This is a genomic window from Bradyrhizobium sp. USDA 4461 (genome assembly GCF_054055655.1).
In genome coordinates this window covers 6,850,889-6,873,480 of the sequence record NZ_JBSRXM010000001.1, presented here as the reverse complement: position 1 = coordinate 6,873,480, position 22,592 = coordinate 6,850,889, and the positions used below count along the sequence as shown (strand labels likewise).

Below are 22,592 nucleotides of genomic sequence, written 5' to 3'. Positions count from 1 at the left end.
CGCAAAACCGGAAGTCCACTTTTGCTGATCGCGCTCCTAGATGGGAGCGCGCTTTCCGCACTCCCGACAACCGACAAAAGCGAATGCGCCTATGCAGGCTTCAGCAGGACGTGGCGCTTCTTGCCGAGCGACAGCTTGACCACGCCCTCCGGCGTGAGGTTGGCCGATGTCAGCAGCATCTTCTCGTCGGTCACGGCAGCATCGTTGACGCGCAGGCCGCCGCCCTTGATCTGCCGCCGCGCTTCGCCGTTCGAAGCGACGAGCTCGGCCTTGACGAAAGCGGCGAGCACGCCGACGCCGGCTTCAAATTCGCCGCGCGGAATTTCAACCGTCGGAAGCGTCTCGGCCAGCGCGCCTTCCTCGAAGGTGCGGCGCGCGGTCTCGGCGGCTTCATTGGCGGCATCGCGACCATGGAGCAGGGCGGTCGCTTCGGTCGCCAGCACCTTCTTGGCCTCGTTGATCTCGCCGCCCGCCAACGCCGCGAGCTTGTTGATCTCGCTCATAGGAAGGATGGTGAACAGCTTGAGGAACTTGACAACGTCGGCGTCCTCGACATTGCGCCAGTACTGCCAGAAGTCGTAGGGCGAGAACTGGTCGGCGTTGAGCCACACCGCGCCCTTGGCGGTCTTGCCCATCTTGTCGCCGGAGGCGGTGGTGAGCAGCGGCGTGGTCAGCGCGAACAGCTGCGGCGAGCCCATGCGGCGGCCGAGATCGACGCCGTTGACGATGTTGCCCCACTGGTCGGAGCCGCCCATCTGCAGCCGGCAGCCGGCACGGCGCGACAGCTCGACAAAGTCGTAGGCCTGGCAGACCATGTAGTTGAACTCGATGAAGCTCATCTCCTGCTCGCGCTCGAGCCGGAGCCGCACCGAATCCATCGTCAGCATGCGGTTGACCGAGAAGTGCCGGCCGATGTCGCGCAGCATCTCGATCCAGTTCAATTTCGTCAGCCACTCGGCGTTGTCGAGCATGATGGCGTCGGAGTGGCCGTCGCCATAGCGCAGCACCTTGGCGAACACGCCGCGGATCGAGGCCTTGTTGGCTTCGATCTCGGCGACCGTGCGCATCGCGCGCGTCTCGTCCTTGCCGGAGGGATCGCCGACCATCGTGGTGCCGCCGCCCATCAGCGTGATCGGCTTGTTGCCGCTCTGCTGCAGCCAGTACAGCATCATCATGGTGAGGAAGTTGCCGATGTGCAGCGACGGCGCGGTGCAGTCATAGCCGACATAGGCGGTGGCCTCGCCCTTCGCGGCGAGCGCGTCGAGGCCCTCAAAATCGGAGCACTGGTGGACGAAGCCGCGTTCCTGTAGAGTGTTCAGGAAATCCGATTTAAATGCAGTCATTTGTCGGCGAGCCAGATCATTCTTGTTTTACGGTTTTTGCATCTATTTGCGGAACCTTGATGCTCAGGGCTGCCGCGGCGGACGCGCAGTGGCATTATAGGATGTACTTGTTTGAGACAAGCCGGGGGTTCCCGGCTGGGGCGCTTCCAGCATGATGTTAACGGCACTCGGTCTGATGAGCGGGACCTCGCTCGACGGGGTCGACGTGGCATTGATCGAGACCGATGGCCGCCAGATCAAGGCCTTCGGACCCACCGGCTATCGCCCCTACACCGATGGCGAGCGCGGCCTGCTGCGCCAGGCGCTGACGGAGGCCGTTCACCTGTCGCAGCGCGACGCCCGACCGGGGATCTTGCGGCAGGCCGAACAGGCCGTCACCACAGCCCATGCCGAGGCGGTCGCCAGCTTCTCGGCGCAGCACCGGATCTCCGCCCAGGAGATCGACATCGTCGGGTTCCATGGCCAGACCGTGCTGCATCGCCCCGAGCGCAAGCTCACGGTGCAGATCGGCGATGCGCCGGCGCTCGCCAAGGCGATCCACATCCCGGTGATGCATGATTTCCGTGCCGCCGACGTCGACGCCGGCGGGCAGGGCGCGCCGTTCGTGCCGGTGTACCACCGCGCGCTGGCGCAATCGCTGCACCGCGAAGGGCCGATCGTCGTGGTCAATATCGGCGGCGTCTCCAATATCACCTATATCGACGGCGCCGACGCGCTGATCGCCTGCGACACCGGGCCGGGCAACGCGCTGCTCGACGACTTCATGTTCCGCCAGATGCACCAGCCGTTCGACACCGCCGGCAAGTTCGCGGCACTCGGCAAGCCTGACGAGGCCTGGATCGCGCAGGCGCTGACGCTGCCGTTCTTCTCGGCTCCGCCGCCGAAATCGCTCGACCGCAACGATTTCGCGAGCCTCAAGCTCGGCGCCGTGGCGCCGGCCGATGGCGCGGCGACGCTGACCGCGTTCACCGCGGCCGCGATCGCGCGGATCGTGCCGCTGCTGCCGAAGGTGCCGAAGAGCTGGATCATCTGTGGCGGCGGCGCCGCCAACCTGACGATGCTGCGAATGCTGCGCGACCGCCTGGCGCCGGCAACCGTCGAGCCGGCCGAAGCGCTCGGCTGGGCCGCCGACGCGATCGAGGCCCAGGCGTTCGGCTTCCTCGCCGCGCGCGGCATGAAGGGACTGCCGCTGAGCTACCCCACCACCACGGGGGTGCCGATCCCGATGACCGGGGGCATCATCGCGCGACCGTGATTTAGATGCAAATGCATCTATCTTGACAGTTCCATGCCGGTGCATTTAATTCGATGCAGTTGCATTGAACGCGAGGTTCGTCATGGCCGCCCTGAAGCTGATCAGCCACAAGCTCTGTCCCTATGTGCAACGCGCTGTGATCGCGCTGCATGAGAAGGGCGTGCCGTTCGAGCGGATCGACATCGATCTCGCCAACAAGCCGGATTGGTTCCTGAAGATCTCGCCGCTCGGCAAGGTGCCCGTGCTGGTGGTGACCGGCGACGACGGCAAGGAAGTCGCACTATTCGAAAGCAACGTGATCTGCGAGTACATCGAGGAGACGCAAGCCGGCGCCAAAGCTGCATCCGCAGGACGCGCTCACGCGCGCCGAGCATCGCGCCTGGATGGAGTTCGGCTCGGCCGTTCTCGGCGATCTCTGGGGGCTCGAGACCGCAACGGATGCCGCGACCCATGAGAGCAAGCGGCAGGCGGTCGCGGCGAAATTCGCGCGCGTCGAGGCGGCGCTCGGCGCCGGTCCGTTCTTCGCGGGCGACAAGTTCGGCCTGGTCGATGCGGTGTTCGCGCCGGTCTTCCGCTACTTCGACCTGTTCGACCAGCTGACCGATCTCGCCGTGTTCACGCATACGCCGAAGCTGCGCGCCTGGCGCAGTGCGCTGGCGCAGCGGCCGAGCGTGCGCAACGCGGTGTCGCCGGACTACCCGGCGCTGCTGCACGCGTTCCTGGTCGGCCACCGCGCGCACATGCTGAAGCTTGCCGCCTAAGCCATGTCGCACTCGCTTGCCTGGATCGCGCTCGTCGTCGCCGGTCTTCTCGACGTCGGCTGGGCGATCTCGATGAAATATGCCGAGGGCTACACGCGACTTGGCTGGACGCTGGTCTCGCTGCTGCTGCTCGCCGCGTTCGTGTTCCTGCTCGGGCGCGCGCTGCAGGTACTCGGCGTCGGCGTCGCCTACACGGTGTGGACCGGCATCGGCGCGGCCGGCACGCTCGCGATGGGCGTGCTGTTGTTCAACGAAGCGCTGAACCCGATGAAGGTCGCGGGGATTGCGCTGGTGCTGGTCGGGATCGCGGCGCTGAAATTCGCGCCGGAGTAAAGCCGTAGCCGGATGAAGCCAACGGGTCGCGCGAACGCGCGCCCGATGACAGGCACCGCGTAATCCGGGGTTCTATCCGCGTTGAGAGTGGTCCCGGATTTCGCTGCGCTCCATCCGGGCTACAAGATCCGCGTCCTCAGCGCACGTTGGCGAGACGCATGTCGAGATAGCCGGTCACCGTCTCCATCAGCGGCTCGAGCTTGCCGTCGAAGAAATGGTTGGCGCCCGGGATCACCTGCTGGTCGATCACGATGCCCTTCTGCGTCTTCAGCTTCTCGACCAGCGTGTTGACGTCCTTGGGCGGCACCACGGCATCCTTGTCGCCATGCACGATCAGGCCCGACGACGGGCAGGGCGCGAGGAACGAGAAGTCGTAGAGATTGGCGGGCGGCGCGATCGAGATGAAGCCCTCGACCTCCGGCCGGCGCATCAGAAGCTGCATGCCGATCCATGCGCCGAACGAGAAGCCGGCGACCCAGCAGGCGCGCGCCTCGGGATTGATCGCCTGCGCCCAGTCGAGCGCGCTCGCCGCGTCGGACAGTTCGCCGGTGCCGTGATCGAACGAGCCCTGGCTGCGGCCGACGCCACGGAAATTGAAGCGCAGCACCGAGAAGCCGCGATGCGCGAACGCGTAGTAGCACTGATAGACGATCTGGTGGTTCATCGTGCCGTGGAACTGCGGATGCGGATGCAGGATCATCGCAATCGGCGCGTTCTTCTGCTTGGCCGGGTGATAGCGGCCTTCGAGACGGCCAGCGGGGCCGGTGAAAATCACTTCAGGCATTGTGTTCCCTTGATTGACGCGTTCCCTTGATTGACGTCGATCAATCAACCGGTTGGAGCCATCTTCAGCGACGGGCGCGAACAGGGCGGCTCATGATGAAATCGGGCGCAGGCACCGCCGGGCGGCACGCTGGAGGGCCTTCTAGCATGACGCAAGGGGCAAAAATCAAGGAAATTGTGCCGCTTGGCGGCGGCGAATCCATATCGTGAGGCGCGTGCAGCCGACACATCCGCGACGATCAAGATCGGCATGCCGGATTTTGCCATCGGCTACCTGAAGCTTTGGTTTGTCACGGGTGCTTGCGAATGTCTTGCTTGGCAACACCATGAGACGTCCGGCGAGATACGAAAAATCCTTCGCACCGGGGACTCTGATCTGGTCTCGGTGCCGGACTACGGTTATGTCGCAGTGGGAGGGCCGCAACCACGCTGATTGCGGCGACAAGCTCGATGGCCGATCGCGTCTATCTCGACTGGAACGCCACCACGCCGCTTCGCCAGGAAGCGAAGGCGGCGATGGCTGCGGCGTGGGAGTTGAGCGGCAACCCGTCCTCGGTGCACAGCGAGGGACGGCGGGCGCGCCGGCTGGTCGAGGATGCCCGCAACGCGGTGGCCAAGGCAGTCGGCGGCCGGCCGCAGGACGTCGTGTTTCTCTCCGGCGGCACCGAGGCCAATGCGCTGGCGTTGACGCCGGGATTGCACCGCGGGGCGGGCGCGCCGGTGCGGCGGCTGCTGGTGTCGGCGATCGAGCATGCCTCCGTGCTCGCGGGCGGGCGGTTTGCCGCGGACGCAATCGGCGCCATCAAGGTCACACGCGCCGGTGTGATCGATCTCGAACACCTGCGCGCACTGCTGGCGGATGGTGCGCCAGCTTTGGTCTCCGTGATGCTGGCGAACAACGAGACCGGCGCGATTCAGCCGGTGGCCGGCGTCGCCGAGATCGTCCATGCGGGCGGCGGGCTGCTGCACGTCGATGCGATCCAGGCGTTCGGCAAGATCCCGTTCGATCTGGCCTCGATCCAGGCCGACCTCGTGACGCTGTCGGCGCACAAGATCGGCGGGCCGAAGGGTACGGGCGCGCTGGTGCTTGCCGATGGCATCGAGGGGCTCGAGGCGGCGCTGCGCGGCGGCGGGCAGGAACTCGGGCGGCGGGCGGGGACCGAGAACGTCGCCGGGATTGCCGGCTTTGGTGCGGCCACCAAGGCCGCGATGGCGGCGCTGAAGGCCGACGCCGCGCGCGTGCGTGGACTGCGTGAGCGGCTCGAGCACGGGCTGCGGCAGACGCCGGACGTGCTGGTGTTCTCCGACGACGTCAAGAGGTTGCCGAATACCGTTTTGTTCACCGCGCCAGGGATGAAGGCCGAAACGGCGGTCATCGGCTTCGACCTCGGGGGAATCGCGGTCTCCTCCGGTTCCGCCTGTTCGTCGGGCAAGGTCCAGCCCTCGCACGTACTTGAGGCAATGGGATACCGTTCAGAGGTGTCGCGGGGAGCGGTGCGGCTCAGTCTTGGCTGGTCTACCACGGAGACAGACGTGGATTTGACCCTCAAGGCTTGGCGAAAGCTCGCCGATACCTTAGTTAAGGGGGAACGACGAAACACAGCTTGAACTGTTCTAAGCGGATTTCGTCGTCAAAGCATCGTAAGAGATTTTCGGAACTTGAGATCCACCGCGGTCCTTGAAACCGCGAGCGGAGGATTGAATGCCTGCTGTACAAGAGACGGTCGAGCGCGTCCGGCGCATCGACGTCGACCAGTATCGATATGGGTTTGAGACGCTGATCGAGTCCGACAAGGCCCCGAAGGGGCTGTCGGAAGACACCGTCCGCTTCATCTCCGCAAAGAAGAATGAGCCGGCCTGGATGCTGGAATGGCGCCTGGAGGCGTATCGCCGCTGGCTGACCATGACCGAGCCGACCTGGGCGCGCGTCGACTATCCGAAGATCGACTACCAGGACATCTATTACTACGCGGCGCCGAAGCCGAAGAAGACGCTGTCCTCGATCGACGAGATCGATCCGGAAATCCTCAAGACCTATGAGAAGCTCGGCATTCCGCTCCGCGAGGTCGCGATCCTCGAGGGCGTCGAGCCGCCGCCCGGCGGCGAGCAGACGCCGAACCGCAAGATCGCGGTCGATGCCGTGTTCGATTCGGTCTCGGTCGCGACCACCTTCCAGAAGGAGCTGAAGGCGGCCGGCGTGATCTTCATGCCGATCTCGGAGGCGATCCGCGAGCATCCCGAGCTGGTGCAGAAATATCTCGGCACCGTGGTGCCGACCTCGGACAATTACTTCGCGACGCTGAATTCGGCTGTGTTTTCGGACGGCTCGTTCGTCTATGTGCCGCCGGGCGTGCGCTGCCCGATGGAGCTGTCGACCTATTTCCGCATCAACGAGCGCAACACCGGTCAGTTCGAGCGCACGCTGATCATCGCCGACAAGGGCTCCTACGTCTCCTATCTCGAAGGCTGCACCGCGCCGCAGCGCGACGAGAACCAGCTGCATGCAGCGGTGGTCGAACTCGTCACGCTCGATGACGCCGAGATCAAATATTCGACGGTGCAGAACTGGTACCCCGGCAATTCCGAGGGCAAGGGCGGCATCTACAATTTCGTCACCAAGCGTGGCGACTGCCGCGGCAAGAATTCCAAGATCTCCTGGACCCAGGTCGAGACCGGTTCGGCGATCACCTGGAAGTATCCGAGCTGCATCCTGCGCGGCGACAATTCGAGCGGCGAGTTCTACTCGATCGCGATCTCGAACGGCTTCCAGCAGGTCGATAGCGGCACCAAGATGATTCATCTCGGCAAGAACACGTCGAGCCGGATCATCTCCAAGGGCATCGCCGCCGGCAAGTCGCAGAACACCTATCGCGGCCTCGTCAGCGCCCATCGCAAGGCGACCGGAGCGCGCAACTACACCGCCTGCGACTCGCTCCTGATCGGCGACAAATGCGGCGCGCACACCGTGCCCTATGTCGAGGCCAAGAATTCCTCGGCGACGTTCGAGCATGAAGCGACGACGTCGAAGATTTCCGAGGACGTGCTGTTCTACTGCATCCAGCGCGGGCTCAGCCAAGAAGAAGCCGTCGGCCTCGTCGTCAACGGCTTCGTGAAGGACGTGCTGCAGCAACTGCCGATGGAGTTCGCGGTGGAAGCGCAGAAGCTGATCTCGATCAGCCTTGAAGGTTCGGTTGGTTAATCCATCCCGCGTGAGGGCGCGACCGACGCGCCCCCGGGTGATGCTCAGGAAAAATCAGATGTCTCTGCTTGAAGTGAAAGATCTCAAGGTTCGTGTTGAGGAGCGCGAGATCCTCCACGGGCTGTCGCTCACCGTGAACCCGGGCGAGGTGCACGCGATCATGGGGCCGAACGGCTCCGGCAAATCGACGCTGTCGCACGTCATCGCCGGCAAGCCGGGCTATGAAGTCACCGGCGGCCAGATCCTGTTCAAGGGCGAAGACCTCCTGGAGATGGAGCCCAATGAGCGCGCCGCCAAGGGCGTGTTCCTGGCGTTCCAGTATCCGGTCGAGATCCCCGGCGTCACCACCTGGAATTTTCTGCATGCGGCGCTCAACGCGCAGCGCAAGGCGCGCGGCGAGGACGAGATCTCGTCGCCGGCCTTCCTCAAGAAGGTCCGCGAGGTCGCCAAGTCGCTCAACATTCCGCAGGACATGCTGAAGCGCGGCGTCAATGTCGGCTTCTCCGGCGGTGAGAAGAAGCGCAACGAGATCCTGCAGATGGCGCTGTTCGAGCCGGCCGTCTGCATTCTCGACGAAATGGACTCTGGTTTGGACATCGACGCGCTGCGGATCGCCGCCGACGGTGTCAACGCGCTGCGCTCGCCGGAGCGCGCGATGGTCGTGATCACCCACTACCAGCGGCTGCTCAACTACATCGTGCCTGATGTCGTGCACGTGATGTCGAAGGGCCGGGTGGTGAAGAGCGGCGGCAAGGAACTGGCGCTGGAGCTGGAAGAGTCCGGCTACGCGCAGTTCGAAGACGCTGCCTGACAAATACGGGTTTTGAGATGAACGTTGTCGCAAAGACCGAGACAGGGCGCGCGCTGGGCGATGCATTCGCCGTCGTGCGCGACCGTCTGCCGGGCAAGGGCAAGATCGCCGATCAGCGCCGCCAGGCATTCGAGGCCTACGAGCGCCTTGGACTGCCGCATCGCCGGATCGAGGATTGGAAATACACCGATCTGCGCGCGCTGATGCGTGGGGTGCTGCAGCTGGCCCCCGCGCCGGATGCCGCCGCGCTTGATCGCGCCGCAGCCGCGATCAAGCTGCGCGCGATCGACGGCGTGCGCCGCCTGGTGCTGGTCGACGGTGCGTTCGTGCCTGATCTCTCGGATCTCGGCAATCTCGACAAAGGCTTCAGCATCCGCCCGCTGCGCGACGTACTCGACGCGGGCGACGACGCGCTGTCCGCGCAGGCCATTGCGACCGACGTCTCCAACCCGATGATCGCGCTGAACGGTGCGATGGCGACCGACGGCGTCGTCATCGAGGTTGCCGACGGCACCGTGCTGACCCAGCCGCTGCACATCGTTCACGTCGCGTCAGGCACGGCGCCGGCCTCGATGTTCACGCGCTCGCTGCTGCGGCTCGGCCGCGATGCCGGCGTCACGCTGGTGGAGAGCTATCTCGCCGGCGTGGGCGCCAAGGCCTACCAGACCCATGACGGGCTGATTGTCGCGATCGGCGACAATGCGCGGCTCGATCATGTCCGCCTGGTCGAAGACAGCATCGATGCCTTCAACATTTCCTCGGCGACGGTGTCGCTCGGCGCGCATGCCCATTTCAACACCTTCGGCCTGACCTCGGGCGGTCACGTCAGCCGCTACCAGCTGACGGTGACCTGCGCCGGCGAGGGCTCGAAGGTCGAGACCAATGGCGTCAACCTGATCAACGGCAAGCAGCACGCCGACACCACGCTGTTTATGGATCACGCGGTGCCGCATTGCGCGAGCCGTGAGATCTTCCGTGCCGTCGTCGACGACCGCGCCCACAGCGTATTCCAGGGCCGCATCATCGTTCGTCCGGACGCGCAGAAGACCGACGCCAAGATGATGACCCGCGCGCTCTTGCTGTCCGACGACGCGGAAGCCGACAACAAGCCCGAGCTCGAGATCTTCGCCGACGACGTCACCTGTGGTCACGGTGCGACCACCGGTGCGCTCGACGAAAGCCTGCTGTTCTACATGCGCGCCCGCGGGCTGCCCGAGAAGGAAGCGCAGGCGCTTCTGATCCAGGCCTTCGTCGGCGAGGCGATCGAGACCATTGCCAGCGACGCGTTGCGCGAGGTCGCAATTGCGACCGCGCAGCGCTGGCTGGAAGCGAGGGCGTGAGCATGCACAAGGCGGTCGCCAACGGTTCTTACGACGTCGCACTGGTGCGGCAGGATTTCCCGGCGCTCGCCATGCAGATCTACGGCAAGCCGCTGGTCTATCTCGACAACGCGGCCTCGGCGCAGAAGCCGAATGCGGTGCTCGACCGCATGACCGAGGCCTACAAGAGCGAATACGCCAACGTGCATCGCGGCCTGCATTACCTCGCCAACGCGGCGACGGAGGCCTATGAGGGCGCCCGCGGCAAGGTCGCGCAGTTCATCAACGCCCGCCGCGATGAAGAGATCGTCTTCACCCGCAACGTCACCGAGGCGATCAATTTGGTCGCATCGTCCTGGGGCGGGGTGAACATCAAGGAGGGCGACGAGATCGTCCTCTCGATCATGGAGCACCACTCCAACATCGTGCCGTGGCATTTCCTCAGGGAGCGCCAGGGGGCCGTGATCAAGTGGGCGCCGGTCGACGACGAAGGCAACTTCCTGATCGAGGAGTTCGAGAAGCTCCTGACCCCGCGCACCAAGATCGTCGCGATCACCCAGATGTCGAACGCGCTCGGCACGCTGGTTCCGGTCAAGGAGGTGATCCGGCTGGCGCATGCCCGCGGCATTCCGGTGCTGGTCGACGGCGCGCAGGGTGCGGTGCATCTGCCGATCGATGTCCAGGACCTCGATTGCGATTTCTATGCCTTCACCGGCCACAAGGTGTATGGCCCGACCGGCATCGGCGCGCTCTATGCCAAGCACGACCTTCTGGTGGCGATGCGGCCGTTCAACGGCGGCGGCGAGATGATCCGCGAAGTCGCCAGGGATTGGGTCACCTATGGCGATCCGCCGCACAAGTTCGAGGCCGGCACGCCGCCGATCGTCGAGGCGATCGGGCTCGGTGCTGCGATCGACTACGTCAATTCGATCGGCAAGGAGCGGATCGCCGCGCATGAGCATGACCTGCTCACCTATGCGCAGGATCGCCTGCGCGAGATCAACTCGCTGCGCGTGATCGGAACCGCCCGCAACAAGGGCCCGGTGATCTCCTTCGAGATGAAGGGCGCGCATCCTCATGACGTCGCGACCGTGATCGACCGTCAGGGCATCGCGGTGCGTGCCGGTACCCATTGCGTGATGCCGCTTTTAGAGCGGTTCAACGTGACGGCCACCTGCCGTGCATCCTTCGGGATGTATAATACAAGGGAAGAAGTCGACCATCTGGCGCAGGCGCTGATCAAGGCGCGGGAATTGTTCGCATGACCGATACAGCCGAAGTCAAGACGGCCTCCATGGAAACCACCTCGGCACTGCCGGCGGAGGAGACCGAGCGCATGAGCGGCGAAATCGTCGCGGCGCTGAAGACGGTGTTCGATCCGGAAATCCCGGCTGACATCTACGAGCTCGGCCTGATCTACAAGGTCGACCTCAAGGACGATCGGTCGGTCGACATCCTGATGACGCTGACCACGCCGAACTGCCCGGCCGCGGGTGAACTGCCGACCATGGTCGAGAACGCGGTTGCCAGCGTTCCCGGCGTCGGCGTGGTGAACGTCAATCTGGTCTGGGATCCGGCCTGGACGCCGGACCGGATGTCGGACGAGGCGCGCCTCGTCCTCAATATGTGGTGATGCGTTAGGGGATTGAACTTAACATCGGAATATCCGGCAATTGATTTGCCGCTGGGACTGACCACATGAGTGACATGACGCAAGCTTCACCAACCCCAGCCAAGCCGAAGCGGCCGCGCCCGCAGGTCATGAGGCTGACCGATGCCGCGGCGGAGCGGATCAGCGAGCTGACCAAGCGCGCCGACTCGGAGATTATCGGGCTGCGCGTCGGCATCAAGAACGGCGGTTGCGCCGGACAATCCTACACCGTCGAATACGCCCACGAGATCCGCCCGAGCGACGAAGTGGTCGAGGACAAGGGCGTCAAGATCCTGGTCGATCCGAAGGCCGTGCTGTTCCTGCTCGGCACCGAGATGGATTACGTGGCCGACAAGATGCAGGCCCAGTTCGTGTTCAACAATCCGAACCAGGTCTCCGCCTGCGGCTGCGGCGAATCGGTGCAGCTCAAGCCGGCCACGGTCTAGAAAGATCGGGCGAACGCCGGTCTGTGCGTGCGACCACCAATTCCATCCGGGGTCATTGCGAGGAGCAAAAGCGACGAAGCAATCCATGGGTCCGCATACGCGGTTGAATGGATTGCTTCGCTTCGCTCGCAATGACGTGGATGGCGCTGCGCTATTCACTTGAGCGCGCAAAGCGAGGCGATGGGCCCATGGACCGTGAGTTTCTCACCGATCTGTTCGTCGATTTCGGCCCGGTCACGCTGCGCCGGATGTTCTCCGGCTACGGCATCTCCGCCGACGGCACCAATTTCGCGCTTGCCTTGCGGGCCGGGCTCTACTTCCGCGCCGACGAGGCGACCATCCCGCAATTCGAGGCGGAAGGCTCCAAGCCGTTCCAGTACACGACGCGGAGCAAGGCCGTCACGGTGAACTCCTACTGGCAGCTGCCGGCGCGGCTGTTCGACGATACCGAGGAGCTCGCAGCCTGGGCGCGCTCGGCGCTCGGCGCCGCCCAGCGCGCCGCGCTGCGCAAGCGGCCGAGGAAACGAGCGGCCGCGGGAAAGTCGAAGACGCCGGCGAAGGAGACAGCTGCGGCCCAGAGCGTAGCGAAGAAGCGTGCCGCCAAATCGAAGCGTAGGGTGGGCAAAGCGAAGCGTGCCCACCAGACTCGACGGCGCTAGGACGGGGGGCACGGCGCTATCGCGCCTTTGCCCACTCTACGAAGTTCTGAGAGGGGAATTTACGCGACGCGCGTCTGGCTCTCGGCGCTGTATTCCGGATCGGCCTCGCAGATCACGCGGTTGCGGCCGGCATGCTTGGCAGCATAGAGGCAGGCGTCGGCGCGTTCGATCAGCGAATCCGTGTCGTCGGCCGGCTTCAGCATGGAGACGCCGACCGAGATCGTGACACGGCCGAGGATTTCGCCGGTCGACTTCTTCTTCAGCTCCTTGGCCATCACGGCACGACGGATGTGGTCGGCGACCGTCAGCGCCTGGCGCAGCGCGGTGTTGGGCAGCACGACCGCGAATTCCTCGCCGCCATAGCGGGCGGTGATGTCCTGGCCCTTGATGTTCTGCTTCAGCGATTGCGCCACCAACCGCAGCACCTGGTCGCCGGTGAGATGGCCGTAGGAATCGTTGAACGACTTGAAGTGATCGATGTCGAACATCAGAAGCGACAGCGGTTCGCCGCTGGCGAGTGCCGTCTGCACCGCCATGTCGATCGAGCGGTCGAAATATTTCCGGTTGCCGAGGCCGGTGAGCGGATCGGTCAGGCTCTCGGCGCGGATCGCCTCGAGGCTGTGTTGCAGGTCGCTGATCTCCGACTTCGACAGCGCGAGCCGGTTCTCCAGGGCCTGATTGGTCTCGCGCATCTCGCGCGTCGATCTGGCCAGCCCCTCGACGATGGTCTTGATCTGGTCTCGGGTGGTCGCCGTCGAGAGGCGGTCGCTGGCGCCGACGAGGCTCGCGTCGTAGGTCGCGGACACACCGAGCGCATCGGTGATCAGCCGCATGACGGCATCGATCTCGCCGATGACGCGCGCGCCGACCTTGTCGATGCGGTCCGAGGTCTTGATGTGCGAGAGATAGGTTTCGTAGATCTGCTCGAGATCGGACTCGGAGAGCTTGCCGCTGCGCGCCAGCGTCTCGTTGATGACCTTGTTGAGCGGTGCGTTGTAGCCGGTCGCGTAGACGTACCAGATTTCATAGTTGCGGGGGACGGCGGTCTGGCGAAGCGAGCGGATCTGACCAAGCGCGACTTCGGCAAAGGCCAACGTACGTTCGTGTTCGTCCAGCAGCTTGACCACTGTTACGTCCTCAATGCACGCAATGCCGGTCATGCCCGGCAGCAATGACTAAATTATTGGCGCGAGGGTACGGGACGAGAATGAAGGCAAGGTAAACAGTGGAACTACGGGAATTTGCCTGCAACTGACGTTGTCGCGCTCGATTCCGTCGCGGGTCGAACGCAGCTTTCGGGCGCCTTTCGCTTGTTCGTCGTTGCGATGCGAAAACCGCGCGCATTTGCCTCAAACGCCGGCGATCGGCGCGTGCGTCGGTGGTTTGGCGGCAACGCAGCTTGCCCTGATACCGCCGCTGGTGCGGCGGTATCAGACAAGCCTTATGCGCGTGCGCGCACAGGTCGCAGCAGGAAAGCGGGCAGGTGCGAATGATCGGCGGGCTCGTGGTCCACCTCGCGCTGCGGCCGCCGCGGCTCGGCACGCCCGATCGACGGCACATGCGACGGAGCGGACTGCGGAGCCGAGTTGCGGCCGTGGCGCGGCTCGCGCTCCGGCTTGGCTGCGCGCTCCTGGCGGGGCTCCTGGTCGTGACGCGGCTCGCGCTCACGGCGCGGCTTTCGGCCGCCGCGTCCGCCATCGCGCGAACCGTCGCGGCCGCGCGAGCGGCGCGGCGCGGCATCCTCGTCGGAGCCGTCGCTGTGAACGGTGTAATCGCCTTCGGTGCGCGGAATCTGCTGGCCGATCAGCTTCTCGATCGCAGCCATCGACTTGCTGTCGAGCGGGGTGACGATGGAGATCGCGGTGCCGGTCCGTCCGGCGCGGCCGGTGCGGCCGATGCGATGGACGTAATCGTCGGGGTGATGCGGCACATCGAAATTGAAGACGTGGCTGACGGCGGGGATATCGAGGCCGCGGGCGGCGACGTCGGAGGCCACCAGCAGAGGCAGCTCGCCCTTGCGGAATTGATCGAGCGCGGCCATGCGCGCGCTCTGGTCCATGTCGCCGTGCAGGGCGCCGACGCTGAAGCCGTGCTTCTGCAGCGATTTGTGAAGGACGGCGACTTCGCGCTTGCGATTGCAGAAGATGATCGCGTTGTTGAGGTCCTTGGCGTCGCGCAGCAGGCGGCGCAGGATCTCGCGTTTCTCGTGCGGCTCACGGCCTGCCGGCACCTGGGACTGGGTCACGGTCACCGCGGTCGTCGCGGGCTTGGAGACTTCGATGCGGGCCGGGTTGTGCAGGAAGGTCTCGGTGATGCGGCTGATTTCCGGCGGCATCGTCGCGGTGAAGAACAGGGTCTGCCGCGTGAACGGGACGAGCTTGCAGATGCGCTCGATGTCGGGGATGAAGCCCATGTCGAGCATGCGGTCGGCTTCGTCGATCACCAGCAACTCGACGCCGGTGAGCAGCAGTCCGCCGCGTTCGGTGTGGTCGAGCAGGCGACCGGGCGTTGCGATCAGCACGTCGACGCCGCGCATCAGCTTGGAGTCCTGGTCGCCGAACGAGACGCCGCCGATCAAGAGCGCGACGTTGAGCTTCTGCCCGGCGCCGTATTTGTCGAAATTCTCCTTCACCTGCGCGGCGAGTTCGCGGGTCGGCTCGAGAATCAGGGTGCGCGGCATCCGTGCCCGGGCGCGGCCCTTCTCGAGGATGGTGAGCATCGGGAGAACGAAGGCAGCGGTCTTGCCGGTGCCGGTCTGGGCAATGCCGAGCACGTCGCGTCGGGCGAGGACGTGCGGGATTGCCTGTTCCTGGATGGGAGTGGGATTGGTGTAACCGGTGGCCGCAACAGCGGCGAGGACCTTATCGGACAGGCCTAGATTGGAAAAAGACATTGAGCCTCTGGTCGACACCGCCGTTCGGAATCGAAGGTAAAAGGCTGTCGCGTTCGGCCCCGAAACGGCTCGCTTTTCTATAAAGCTCGGGGGCTCTGACTAACGCTGACGGACGGCAAACCTGACGAATCGCGTTTCGATCCGAGGGCCGCGTTGCCTCGCAACATAGGGGCGAAACCGGTAAAGTCAATCTTGGAACCGGCCGGAAAGCCCAAAAAGCTTAACGTTTTCGCCAAAATAACCGTCATTTCCGTCATTTGGCGGTCAAATGAATCGACCGCTTCGGATCCGATGACGAGGCGCTGCGGGGCCCGCGCCGGCCTTGCGGGGGAGGCGCGTTGCCAAATATCGGAAAACAACCCCATGCAAAGGAGCCGGCGGCGGTCGCGGCGTTCGGCCAAGGCCTAGCGGGCCGCCGTCGCGGCTAGTGCTCCGCAGCGCGGTATTCGCCGGGCGACAGGCCTTCGGATGCGCTGAATATCCGGTAGAACGTCGCCAGGCTGCCGAACCCGCAGGAGAGGGCGACGTCGGCGATCGGCCGCGGCGGCTTTTCGCGCAGCAGCCTGCGGCTCTCGCTCAGGCGCTGGGCGGTGACAGTCTGCGAGAAGCTCGCGCCCGTCACCTCGAACAACACGTGCAGGTAGCGGACCGAGACGCCGAGCAGGTCGGCGACCATCCCTGGCGACAGCGACGGCTTGGCGAGATGGCGCGTGATCAGGCGGCGCGCGAGGCTGAGCCGGCCGACGCGCAGCGCCTGCTGGGCGCGGCGGCTGCCCGGCCTGATCGCGCCGCGTTCGATCAGCGCGAGGTCGGCCACGATCTTGACCAGCGCAGGAATGCGCGCGTTATCACCGGCCTCCGTGGCCTCCTTGAAGTCGGCAAGACAGGCTTCGAGCAGCGGCGCCCAGCCGCGATTGCTGATCGCCGAAGCACCGTGGCTGATGGTCTCGACGGCCGGAGTTTGATCCGCGCGCAACGCCACCACGGTCGGTGCGACCAAGTGCGTTGGGCCGCTCGATAAGGCCTCCCGGCTCTGATCCTCGTACTTACCGCGCATCGTGCATGACCCTTCGCTCTGCATGAGAGCGCGCGTCGCCGGTAACGGATTGGCTGTGGCTGGTCCGGGCGAAGCGCCAGCCCGGTTCTGGCGAAGTCGACGGAAATTATCTTCTCAATGCGCGCAGCCTGATCACTTCGCGTCAAGGAGCGGCAGATCTGAATTCAAGGAGATACAGGGGGCACGGAGCACCGGCCGGTCCGGATCGGCACTCAGGCCGGTCGCGCCCGGTAATCGCCCGGCGTCATCGATTCGGATGCGTTGAACAGGCGATAGAACGTCGCAAGGCTCTCGAAGCCACAGGCAAAGGCGACCTCGGCGATCGTCTGCCTCGGCTGTTCGCGGAGCAGGCGGCGGCTTTGCGCCAGCCGGAGCGCGGTGACGGTCTCCGAGAAGCTGTTCTCCGTCTCCTCGAACAGGATGTGCAGGTGACGGACCGAAATGCCGAGCAGGCCGGCAATCAGGCTTGGCGTCAGTGCCGCGCTCGAGAGATGCCGACGGATCAGGCGGCGGGCCAGCGACAGATGGGCGGTGCGCAGCGCCTGCTGGGCGAGCCGGCTCTTCGGCCGCATTTGACCGCGTTCGATCAGCGCGAGATGGGCGAGGGCCTGAAGCATCGGGTCCGCGGCCGCAGCCGCCGCGTCGTTGCTTTCGACGAGGTCGCGGAAGCAGGATTCCAGCAGCGTCCGCAGCGCGCTCGCATCCTGCACGGGCCTGGGGACGAGCTCGCCGAGCTCGGCACCCGGCGGCACGATGTTCGCCACCGGAATCTTGATGATGCGCAGATGAAAGCCGGCATCGTGCAGCGGCACGGTGCGGTAGGGCAGGTCCGAATAGCTGGTCGCGAACATGCCGTCGCGCACCGCGAACTCATCGAGCCGCGCGCCGCCGAACCAGCCGCCACCGCCGAGCTGCTGGTAGATGCACAGGCTGTCGCTCGCCGCATCGGCGATATCGCCGGCGCGCCGCTCGACGCGGTATGGCGAAGCGCGCAACTCGACCAGTCCGGCATCGCCGAGCTTGCGCAGCGAGAACTCGCCGAAGAAGTCATGGCGCCGGTCGGGCTCGAGCTCGGCGGTGACGCCGAACAAGCCCTTGGCGCGGACCTCGCGCCAATAGTCGAAGCGATCCCGGGGATCGACTTGATCGGTGGACCATGTGTGCACGGAAAAGCCCTTGGGACCTGTGGAGAGCTCGCGCCGGAGTGGATACCTGAATCTATCACGCCGGCCGTAAAAAGAAACTTGACCTGAGGCGGACGGACCGCGCCATGGTGGCCTGGCGGGGGCCGGGACGATGGTCCGGTATGGCCGGCCTTGAACCGGCCAAAGGGCTGATCCGACTATTAAGCGGCAGTCGCACGAGCGGCACACTTGTTGTGCAGGCGGGAAATGGAATGAAGAGCTGGCTTTCGGTACTTTCGGCGACCCTGTTGGCGGTCGCTCTTGTCGCATCGGCCGCGCCCGCCCAGGCCGAGAAGCGCGTCGCACTGGTGATCGGCAACAACGACTACCGGAATGTGCCCAAGCTTCAGAAGGCGGTGAACGACGCCCGCACCATGGGCGATACGCTGAAGCAGCTCGGCTTCAACGTCATGGTGGCCGAGAATCTGAACCGGCAGGCGTTCTCCGAGGCGCTGCTCGCCTTCGACCGCGCCGTGGAGCCCGGCGACACTGCGTTCTTCTTCTATGCCGGCCACGGCTTCGAGATCGCCGGCCAGAATTTCCTGCTGCCGACCGACGTGCCTGCGGCGACCGAAGGGCAGGAGGAGCTGGTGCGCGACGCTTCCGTTCTTGCCGACCGCATCATCGAGCGGTTGCAGAACAAGAAGGCGCGGACCTCGATCCTGGTGTTCGACGCCTGCCGCAACAATCCGTTCGAGCGGGCCGGCACGCGCGCCGTTGCCGGCGGCGGCGGCCTCGCGCCGATGACGCAGCTGCCCGAAGGCGTGTTCTCGGTGTTCTCGGCGGGGCCGCGCCAGACCGCGCTCGACCGTCTCTCGAACGACGATGCCAATCCCAATTCGGTGTTCACGCGAACCTTTGCCAAGGAGTTGCTGCAGCCTGGTGAGAACCTGGTGCAGGTCGCGCAGCGCACGCGGCGCCTGGTCAGCGAGATGGCCGAGACCGTCAAGCACAAGCAGATCCCGGTTTATTTCGACCAGATGGTCGACGACGTCTTCCTGAACGGGATCGCCAAGGCGGAGGCGCAGCCGGGGGCGGTCAAGTCATCCGGGCTGCCGCAGCAGGTGGCCGCGCTGCCGCCGGTCTCGGTGCCGAAGCTGCCGAAGGAGGACTCGGTCAACGCGCCGATCGCGAGCTTCTCGCGGCACAATGGCGGCTGGACCGTGGTGTTCTCGATCGCCGATCCGACACTCGGGATTTCCTGGCGGATCGGCGACAGCGGCGACTTCCGCGAAACCGGCTTCATGGACACGCTCGATCCGCGGACGCGCAAACGGATGCCCAATCCGTCGATCGAGCTGCCGGCCGATGCGCCGGCGGCCACGATCGAGCTTCGCTATATCGATAGCCAGGGCGAGATGCAGGGGCCGTTCCCGATCAAGTTCGATCCCGATGCCGCGCTGATCCGCGACCAGCGCAAGATCCTCGACATGACCGCGACGAGTTGGCTGTCGTTCCGCGAGTTCAACGGGCTCTTGGTCTACTACACCCATCTGATGTCGTACCGCTGCGCGATCCGCGAGGTGCGGATCGGCATCGACAGCGCGGTGCCGGACAAGGTGCTGAAGATGCCCCCCTGCAACCAGCGCGACCCCAGCGCAATCCCGTCCGACGCGCAGCCCTATCTGAAGCTCGCCCCTCAGACCAAATCGGTTTCGGTCGAGCTGACCTATCGCGACGGCAGCGTGTCGGAAATCAAGACGTTCCGGCGATAGCTTTGCATCCTTGTCGTCCGATCCGCGTTACAGTCGGAGCCCGATGGGCGAGGCAGCGGCAAGGATGGCAACATGGATGCAGGAAGTCCGGCAGGGCCGACTACGCGACAGATGAAGGTCCGCTGCTGCGTGGTTGGCGGTGGGCCGGCCGGCATGATGCTCGGCTACCTGCTCGGGCGCGCGGGCGTCGATGTCGTGGTGCTGGAGAAGCACGCCGACTTCTTCCGCGATTTCCGCGGCGACACCGTGCATCCCTCGACCTTGCAGGTGATGGACGAACTCGGTCTGATCGGCGGCTTCCTGAAGCTGCCGCACCAGGACATCCAGAAGCTCGATGGCATGTTCGGCGGCACCTCGGTGCGGATCGCCGATCTCAGCCGCCTCCGGGTCAAATATCCTTATATCGCGATGATGCCGCAGTGGGACTTCCTCAATTTCCTGCGCGAGAGCGGCACGCGTTTCCCCGCGCTGAAGGTGCTGATGAATGCCGAGGCGACCGATTTGATCCGGCGCGGCGACGCGGTTGCCGGCGTGCGCGCGACCACGCCCGACGGCCCGATCGATATCGAAGCGGATCTCACCATCGGCTGCGATGGCCGCCATTCCATCGTGCGCGAGCGCGCAGACCTCGAGGTCGAGGAGATCGGCGCGCCGATGGACGTGCTGTGGTTTCGCGTCGGGCGACGTCCGGACGAGACCGAGAACCTGTTCGCCCGCATCGACCACGGCAAGATGATGGTGACCTTCGACCGCGGCGACTATTGGCAATGCGCCTATGTGATCGCCAAGGGGCAATACGAGGCCGTGAAAGCGAGGGGACTGCCGGCGCTGCTCGACGACGTGCTGCGGCTGGCGCCGATCCTCAAGCCCGGCATCGGCGACGTGAAGAGCTTTGACGACGTCAAGCTGCTCACGGTCGCGATCAATCGCCTGACACGCTGGACCCGGCCGGGTCTGCTCTGCATCGGCGATGCCGCCCACGCGATGTCGCCGATCGGCGGCGTCGGGGTCAACCTCGCGGTGCAGGACGCGGTCGCCACCGCCAATATCCTGGCGGCGAAGCTCGTTCGCGGCGTGCCGTCCGAGGACGAGCTCGATGCGGTGCGGCGCCGCCGCGAATTCCCGGTGCGCGTGACGCAGCGCATGCAGGTGATCGCGCAGAACAACATCATCAGCGCGGCGCTGAAGGGGGGCGACCAGCCGGTGCCGTTCGCGCTGCGGTTGATCACCGCGATGCCCTGGCTGCAGGGGCTGACGGCCCGTCTGGTCGCGGTCGGGGTGCGGCCGGAGCATGTCCATTCGCCTGCCGTGGGCTGATGCGCGCCGCGTGGCGAAACCCGATCAAAACGCGATGCATGATCCCCGGCCCGTGCCGGGGCTGCTGCGCGTCAGGCCATCACCGAATAGCCGCCGTCGACCGGAATCGCGGTGCCGGTGACGAAGTCCGATGCCGGCGACGCCAGGAATACGGCGATCCCGGCGAAGTCGTCGATGACACCCCAGCGCGCCGCCGGCGTGCGTGCCAGCACGCGATCGTGCAGCCCGGCGACCTGCTGGCGCGCGCCCCTGGTCAGGTCGGTGTCGATCCAGCCCGGCAGGATGGCGTTGACCTGGATGTTGTCGGGCGCCCAGGCGTTGGCGCAGGCGCGGGTGTATTGGACGATGCCGCCTTTGCTCGCGGCATAGGCCGCCGCGAAGCTGGCGCCGAAGATCGACATCATCGAGCCGATATTGATGATCTTGCCGTGGCCGGACGCCTTGAGCGCCGGATAGGCCGCCTTCGAGCACAGGAAGGCGCTGGTGAGGTTGGTGTCGATCACCTTGCTCCACTCGTCGAGCTCGAGCTCGTGCGGCGGCTTGCGGATGCTCATGCCGGCATTGTTGACCAGGATGTCGATCCGGCCGAACTCGCCTGTGACCCGCTCGACCATGGCCGCGACCGCGGCCTTGTCGGTGACGTCGGTCGCCACCGCGATCGCCTTGACGCCGCGCTTGCCGAGATCCTCCACGGCGGCCTTTGATTTCGCCTCGTTGCGGCCGACCACGGCGACCGCTGCGCCGGCATCAGCCAGGCCGCGCGCCATGCCGAGCCCGATGCCGCCATTGCCGCCGGTGACGATCGCGACCCGGCCCGAGAGATCAAACTGTCCGTTTTTCATTGTTGTTGTCCGCTCCGGTTTGAATCTGGTCGCGAGAGTGCCCGATCATCGCAGCACTGACCAGATCGGACACGGCCGGTCGGCCCTGCGTCGGCTGGTGTGCGGACTGGGCGTCTCCCGGAGCGATTCGGGCAACAAAAAAAGCCCCGGACAATGCCGGGGCTTTTGGTCTGCTATTTCAGAAGAGCTCAGTACTTGGCAACAACCGGACCGGTCCAGTTGAAGCGGTAGACCAGCGAGGTGCTGATGGTCTGGACGAACGGCTTGAAGGTGATGTCGGTACCGGTCAACGCGTTGGTGCCGTCAACCAGCTCCGAGATGTTCTTCTTGTCGTAGTAAGCGGCGCGATATTCGGTCTTCATGAACCAGCCCGGCGCGGTGATGCCGAAGATGTTCAGGTTGTTCTCGACGCCGCCGCCGACGAACCAGCCGCTGCGATCGAAGCCGTTGGTGTGGAAGCCACCGGGGAGAGCCGTCGCGGTGTTGAACAGCGTGGTGCCCTTCCAGTGCGAGCTGGAGTAACCGGCGTTGACGTAGGACAGAACGTTCGGAGCGACCAGGTAGCCCAAGCGCGCACCAGCGGCCCAGCTGTAGTCGTTCTTGATGTTGCCGGCGAGGAACGCCGTCTGATCCTGGATCGTGCCCTTCAGGCTGCCGAACTGACCGTCGGCGAACACGCCGATCACCCAGCTGTTGGCAGTCTGCCAGTCATAACCAGCACCGACCGTGCCAAACCAGCCGTCGCCGCCCTGGCGCTGGTTGAAGCCGAGGATCGGCGCACCCGTCGCGGTCGACTGGGTGCCGGTGTCAGCGTCCCAGACGCCGCCGCCGCCGCCGCCGAAGATGTAGAAGCCGGTCCAGCTCGGCGCCACCGCGATCGGGGCGGGAGCCTTGGTGTAGGGGCGGGCGGCCAGATCGGCAGCCGACGCGGAACCCGTCATCGCAGCAACCGCGGTCAGAGCGAGCAAAATCTTCTTCATATCCAAATCCTCGACTAGCGTTCGATCAGGTCGCTGACGGGGGT

Annotated in this window: 21 protein-coding genes and 1 pseudogene; 14 read left to right on the top strand and 8 right to left on the bottom strand. The window is 65.2% G+C overall.

From position 1 onward, the window contains the following. Positions 1 to 89 precede the first annotated feature (89 nt). Positions 90 to 1,343, bottom strand: a complete 1,254-nt coding sequence (tyrS, locus tag ACVINW_RS32415; RefSeq protein WP_456755023.1) for a tyrosine--tRNA ligase — start codon at positions 1,341 to 1,343, stop codon at positions 90 to 92. Between the two features lie 151 nt (positions 1,344 to 1,494). Between tyrS and ACVINW_RS32410 the strand changes: the two genes are divergently transcribed. From ACVINW_RS32410 to ACVINW_RS32400, 3 genes and pseudogenes are all read left to right on the top strand, one after another. Further along, a complete protein-coding gene (locus ACVINW_RS32410) occupies positions 1,495 to 2,598 on the top strand; it encodes an anhydro-N-acetylmuramic acid kinase (RefSeq protein WP_456755022.1) in 1,104 nt (367 codons plus the stop codon). A gap of 82 nt (positions 2,599 to 2,680) precedes the next feature. Then, a pseudogene (locus ACVINW_RS32405) lies at positions 2,681 to 3,359 on the top strand (glutathione S-transferase family protein). A gap of 3 nt (positions 3,360 to 3,362) precedes the next feature. Then, positions 3,363 to 3,692, top strand: coding sequence for a DMT family transporter (locus ACVINW_RS32400; RefSeq protein ID WP_456755021.1), 330 nt, complete (start codon positions 3,363 to 3,365; stop codon positions 3,690 to 3,692). A gap of 136 nt (positions 3,693 to 3,828) precedes the next feature. Here the strand turns inward: ACVINW_RS32400 and ACVINW_RS32395 are convergent, their stop codons facing one another. Then, positions 3,829 to 4,476, bottom strand: a complete 648-nt coding sequence (locus tag ACVINW_RS32395; protein WP_016843213.1) for an alpha/beta hydrolase — start codon at positions 4,474 to 4,476, stop codon at positions 3,829 to 3,831. A 183-nt stretch (positions 4,477 to 4,659) separates the two neighbouring features. Between ACVINW_RS32395 and ACVINW_RS32390 the strand changes: the two genes are divergently transcribed. The 9 genes from ACVINW_RS32390 to ACVINW_RS32350 all read left to right on the top strand — a co-directional run bounded on the left by ACVINW_RS32390 (position 4,660) and on the right by ACVINW_RS32350 (position 12,560). After that, positions 4,660 to 4,908 (top strand): hypothetical protein, encoded by a 249-nt coding sequence (locus ACVINW_RS32390; RefSeq protein ID WP_456755020.1) that lies wholly within the window; start codon positions 4,660 to 4,662, stop codon positions 4,906 to 4,908. Positions 4,909 to 4,925: 17 nt separating this feature from the next. Then, positions 4,926 to 6,083, top strand: a complete 1,158-nt coding sequence (locus ACVINW_RS32385; protein WP_456755019.1) for a cysteine desulfurase family protein — start codon at positions 4,926 to 4,928, stop codon at positions 6,081 to 6,083. A gap of 94 nt (positions 6,084 to 6,177) precedes the next feature. Continuing rightward, positions 6,178 to 7,674 (top strand): Fe-S cluster assembly protein SufB, encoded by a 1,497-nt coding sequence (gene sufB, locus ACVINW_RS32380; protein ID WP_018271445.1) that lies wholly within the window; start codon positions 6,178 to 6,180, stop codon positions 7,672 to 7,674. A gap of 58 nt (positions 7,675 to 7,732) precedes the next feature. After that, a complete protein-coding gene (gene sufC / locus ACVINW_RS32375; protein WP_456755018.1) occupies positions 7,733 to 8,485 on the top strand; it encodes a Fe-S cluster assembly ATPase SufC in 753 nt (250 codons plus the stop codon). A gap of 17 nt (positions 8,486 to 8,502) precedes the next feature. Then, complete coding sequence (gene sufD, locus ACVINW_RS32370; protein ID WP_456755017.1) at positions 8,503 to 9,825, top strand: Fe-S cluster assembly protein SufD; 1,323 nt, start codon at positions 8,503 to 8,505, stop codon at positions 9,823 to 9,825. Continuing rightward, complete coding sequence (locus ACVINW_RS32365) at positions 9,822 to 11,069, top strand: cysteine desulfurase (RefSeq protein ID WP_456755016.1); 1,248 nt, start codon at positions 9,822 to 9,824, stop codon at positions 11,067 to 11,069. The genes sufD and ACVINW_RS32365 overlap by 4 nt, the downstream gene beginning before the upstream one ends. Further along, the gene (locus ACVINW_RS32360) at positions 11,066 to 11,437 is read left to right on the top strand and encodes an SUF system Fe-S cluster assembly protein (protein ID WP_024578412.1); all 372 of its coding nucleotides are present in this window, start codon (positions 11,066 to 11,068) and stop codon (positions 11,435 to 11,437) included. Before ACVINW_RS32365 ends, ACVINW_RS32360 begins: the two co-directional genes overlap by 4 nt. Positions 11,438 to 11,511: 74 nt before the next feature. Next, positions 11,512 to 11,901 (top strand): HesB/IscA family protein, encoded by a 390-nt coding sequence (locus tag ACVINW_RS32355; protein WP_456756552.1) that lies wholly within the window; start codon positions 11,512 to 11,514, stop codon positions 11,899 to 11,901. Between the two features lie 188 nt (positions 11,902 to 12,089). Then, the gene (locus tag ACVINW_RS32350) at positions 12,090 to 12,560 is read left to right on the top strand and encodes a TfoX/Sxy family protein (protein WP_456755015.1); all 471 of its coding nucleotides are present in this window, start codon (positions 12,090 to 12,092) and stop codon (positions 12,558 to 12,560) included. A 59-nt stretch (positions 12,561 to 12,619) separates the two neighbouring features. Here ACVINW_RS32350 and ACVINW_RS32345 read toward each other — a convergent pair whose 3' ends face one another. From ACVINW_RS32345 to ACVINW_RS32330, 4 genes are all read right to left on the bottom strand, one after another. After that, the gene (locus ACVINW_RS32345; RefSeq protein ID WP_456755014.1) at positions 12,620 to 13,687 is read right to left on the bottom strand and encodes a GGDEF domain-containing protein; all 1,068 of its coding nucleotides are present in this window, start codon (positions 13,685 to 13,687) and stop codon (positions 12,620 to 12,622) included. Between the two features lie 314 nt (positions 13,688 to 14,001). Then, positions 14,002 to 15,453 (bottom strand): DEAD/DEAH box helicase, encoded by a 1,452-nt coding sequence (locus ACVINW_RS32340; protein ID WP_456755013.1) that lies wholly within the window; start codon positions 15,451 to 15,453, stop codon positions 14,002 to 14,004. 424 nt (positions 15,454 to 15,877) lie between these two features. Further along, positions 15,878 to 16,510, bottom strand: coding sequence for a helix-turn-helix transcriptional regulator (locus ACVINW_RS32335; protein ID WP_456755012.1), 633 nt, complete (start codon positions 16,508 to 16,510; stop codon positions 15,878 to 15,880). Between the two features lie 212 nt (positions 16,511 to 16,722). Beyond that, positions 16,723 to 17,676, bottom strand: a complete 954-nt coding sequence (locus ACVINW_RS32330; protein ID WP_456755011.1) for a helix-turn-helix transcriptional regulator — start codon at positions 17,674 to 17,676, stop codon at positions 16,723 to 16,725. A gap of 230 nt (positions 17,677 to 17,906) precedes the next feature. Here ACVINW_RS32330 and ACVINW_RS32325 point away from each other — a divergent pair, with 230 nt between their 5' ends. Both ACVINW_RS32325 and ACVINW_RS32320 read left to right on the top strand, forming a co-directional pair. Continuing rightward, positions 17,907 to 19,409 (top strand): caspase family protein, encoded by a 1,503-nt coding sequence (locus tag ACVINW_RS32325; RefSeq protein WP_456755010.1) that lies wholly within the window; start codon positions 17,907 to 17,909, stop codon positions 19,407 to 19,409. Positions 19,410 to 19,481: 72 nt separating this feature from the next. After that, positions 19,482 to 20,726 (top strand): FAD-dependent oxidoreductase, encoded by a 1,245-nt coding sequence (locus ACVINW_RS32320; protein WP_456755009.1) that lies wholly within the window; start codon positions 19,482 to 19,484, stop codon positions 20,724 to 20,726. 71 nt (positions 20,727 to 20,797) lie between these two features. Here the strand turns inward: ACVINW_RS32320 and ACVINW_RS32315 are convergent, their stop codons facing one another. Together ACVINW_RS32315 and ACVINW_RS32310 are read right to left on the bottom strand one after the other, a co-directional pair. Continuing rightward, complete coding sequence (locus ACVINW_RS32315) at positions 20,798 to 21,568, bottom strand: glucose 1-dehydrogenase (RefSeq protein ID WP_456755008.1); 771 nt, start codon at positions 21,566 to 21,568, stop codon at positions 20,798 to 20,800. A gap of 188 nt (positions 21,569 to 21,756) precedes the next feature. Further along, positions 21,757 to 22,548: an outer membrane protein gene (locus ACVINW_RS32310; RefSeq protein ID WP_456755007.1), complete on the bottom strand. Its 792-nt coding sequence runs from the start codon at positions 22,546 to 22,548 to the stop codon at positions 21,757 to 21,759. Between the last annotated feature and the right edge of the window lie 44 nt (positions 22,549 to 22,592).

What these genes read in the sequence shown, in the direction of transcription:
- sufB (WP_018271445.1), top strand. Translation starts at nt 6,178, where the DNA reads ATGCCTGCTGTACAAGAGACGGTCGAGCGCGTCCGGCGCATCGACGTC.
- ACVINW_RS32395 (WP_016843213.1), bottom strand. Translation starts at nt 4,476, where the DNA reads ATGCCTGAAGTGATTTTCACCGGCCCCGCTGGCCGTCTCGAAGGCCGC.
- sufD (WP_456755017.1), top strand. Translation starts at nt 8,503, where the DNA reads ATGAACGTTGTCGCAAAGACCGAGACAGGGCGCGCGCTGGGCGATGCA.
- ACVINW_RS32385 (WP_456755019.1), top strand. Translation starts at nt 4,926, where the DNA reads ATGGCCGATCGCGTCTATCTCGACTGGAACGCCACCACGCCGCTTCGC.
- ACVINW_RS32350 (WP_456755015.1), top strand. Translation starts at nt 12,090, where the DNA reads ATGGACCGTGAGTTTCTCACCGATCTGTTCGTCGATTTCGGCCCGGTC.
- ACVINW_RS32360 (WP_024578412.1), top strand. Translation starts at nt 11,066, where the DNA reads ATGACCGATACAGCCGAAGTCAAGACGGCCTCCATGGAAACCACCTCG.
- ACVINW_RS32340 (WP_456755013.1), bottom strand. Translation starts at nt 15,453, where the DNA reads ATGTCTTTTTCCAATCTAGGCCTGTCCGATAAGGTCCTCGCCGCTGTT.
- ACVINW_RS32325 (WP_456755010.1), top strand. Translation starts at nt 17,907, where the DNA reads ATGAAGAGCTGGCTTTCGGTACTTTCGGCGACCCTGTTGGCGGTCGCT.
- ACVINW_RS32355 (WP_456756552.1), top strand. Translation starts at nt 11,512, where the DNA reads ATGACGCAAGCTTCACCAACCCCAGCCAAGCCGAAGCGGCCGCGCCCG.
- ACVINW_RS32315 (WP_456755008.1), bottom strand. Translation starts at nt 21,568, where the DNA reads ATGAAAAACGGACAGTTTGATCTCTCGGGCCGGGTCGCGATCGTCACC.
- ACVINW_RS32310 (WP_456755007.1), bottom strand. Translation starts at nt 22,548, where the DNA reads ATGAAGAAGATTTTGCTCGCTCTGACCGCGGTTGCTGCGATGACGGGT.
- sufC (WP_456755018.1), top strand. Translation starts at nt 7,733, where the DNA reads ATGTCTCTGCTTGAAGTGAAAGATCTCAAGGTTCGTGTTGAGGAGCGC.
- tyrS (WP_456755023.1), bottom strand. Translation starts at nt 1,343, where the DNA reads ATGACTGCATTTAAATCGGATTTCCTGAACACTCTACAGGAACGCGGC.
- ACVINW_RS32400 (WP_456755021.1), top strand. Translation starts at nt 3,363, where the DNA reads ATGTCGCACTCGCTTGCCTGGATCGCGCTCGTCGTCGCCGGTCTTCTC.
- ACVINW_RS32410 (WP_456755022.1), top strand. Translation starts at nt 1,495, where the DNA reads ATGATGTTAACGGCACTCGGTCTGATGAGCGGGACCTCGCTCGACGGG.
- ACVINW_RS32335 (WP_456755012.1), bottom strand. Translation starts at nt 16,510, where the DNA reads ATGCGCGGTAAGTACGAGGATCAGAGCCGGGAGGCCTTATCGAGCGGC.
- ACVINW_RS32320 (WP_456755009.1), top strand. Translation starts at nt 19,482, where the DNA reads ATGGATGCAGGAAGTCCGGCAGGGCCGACTACGCGACAGATGAAGGTC.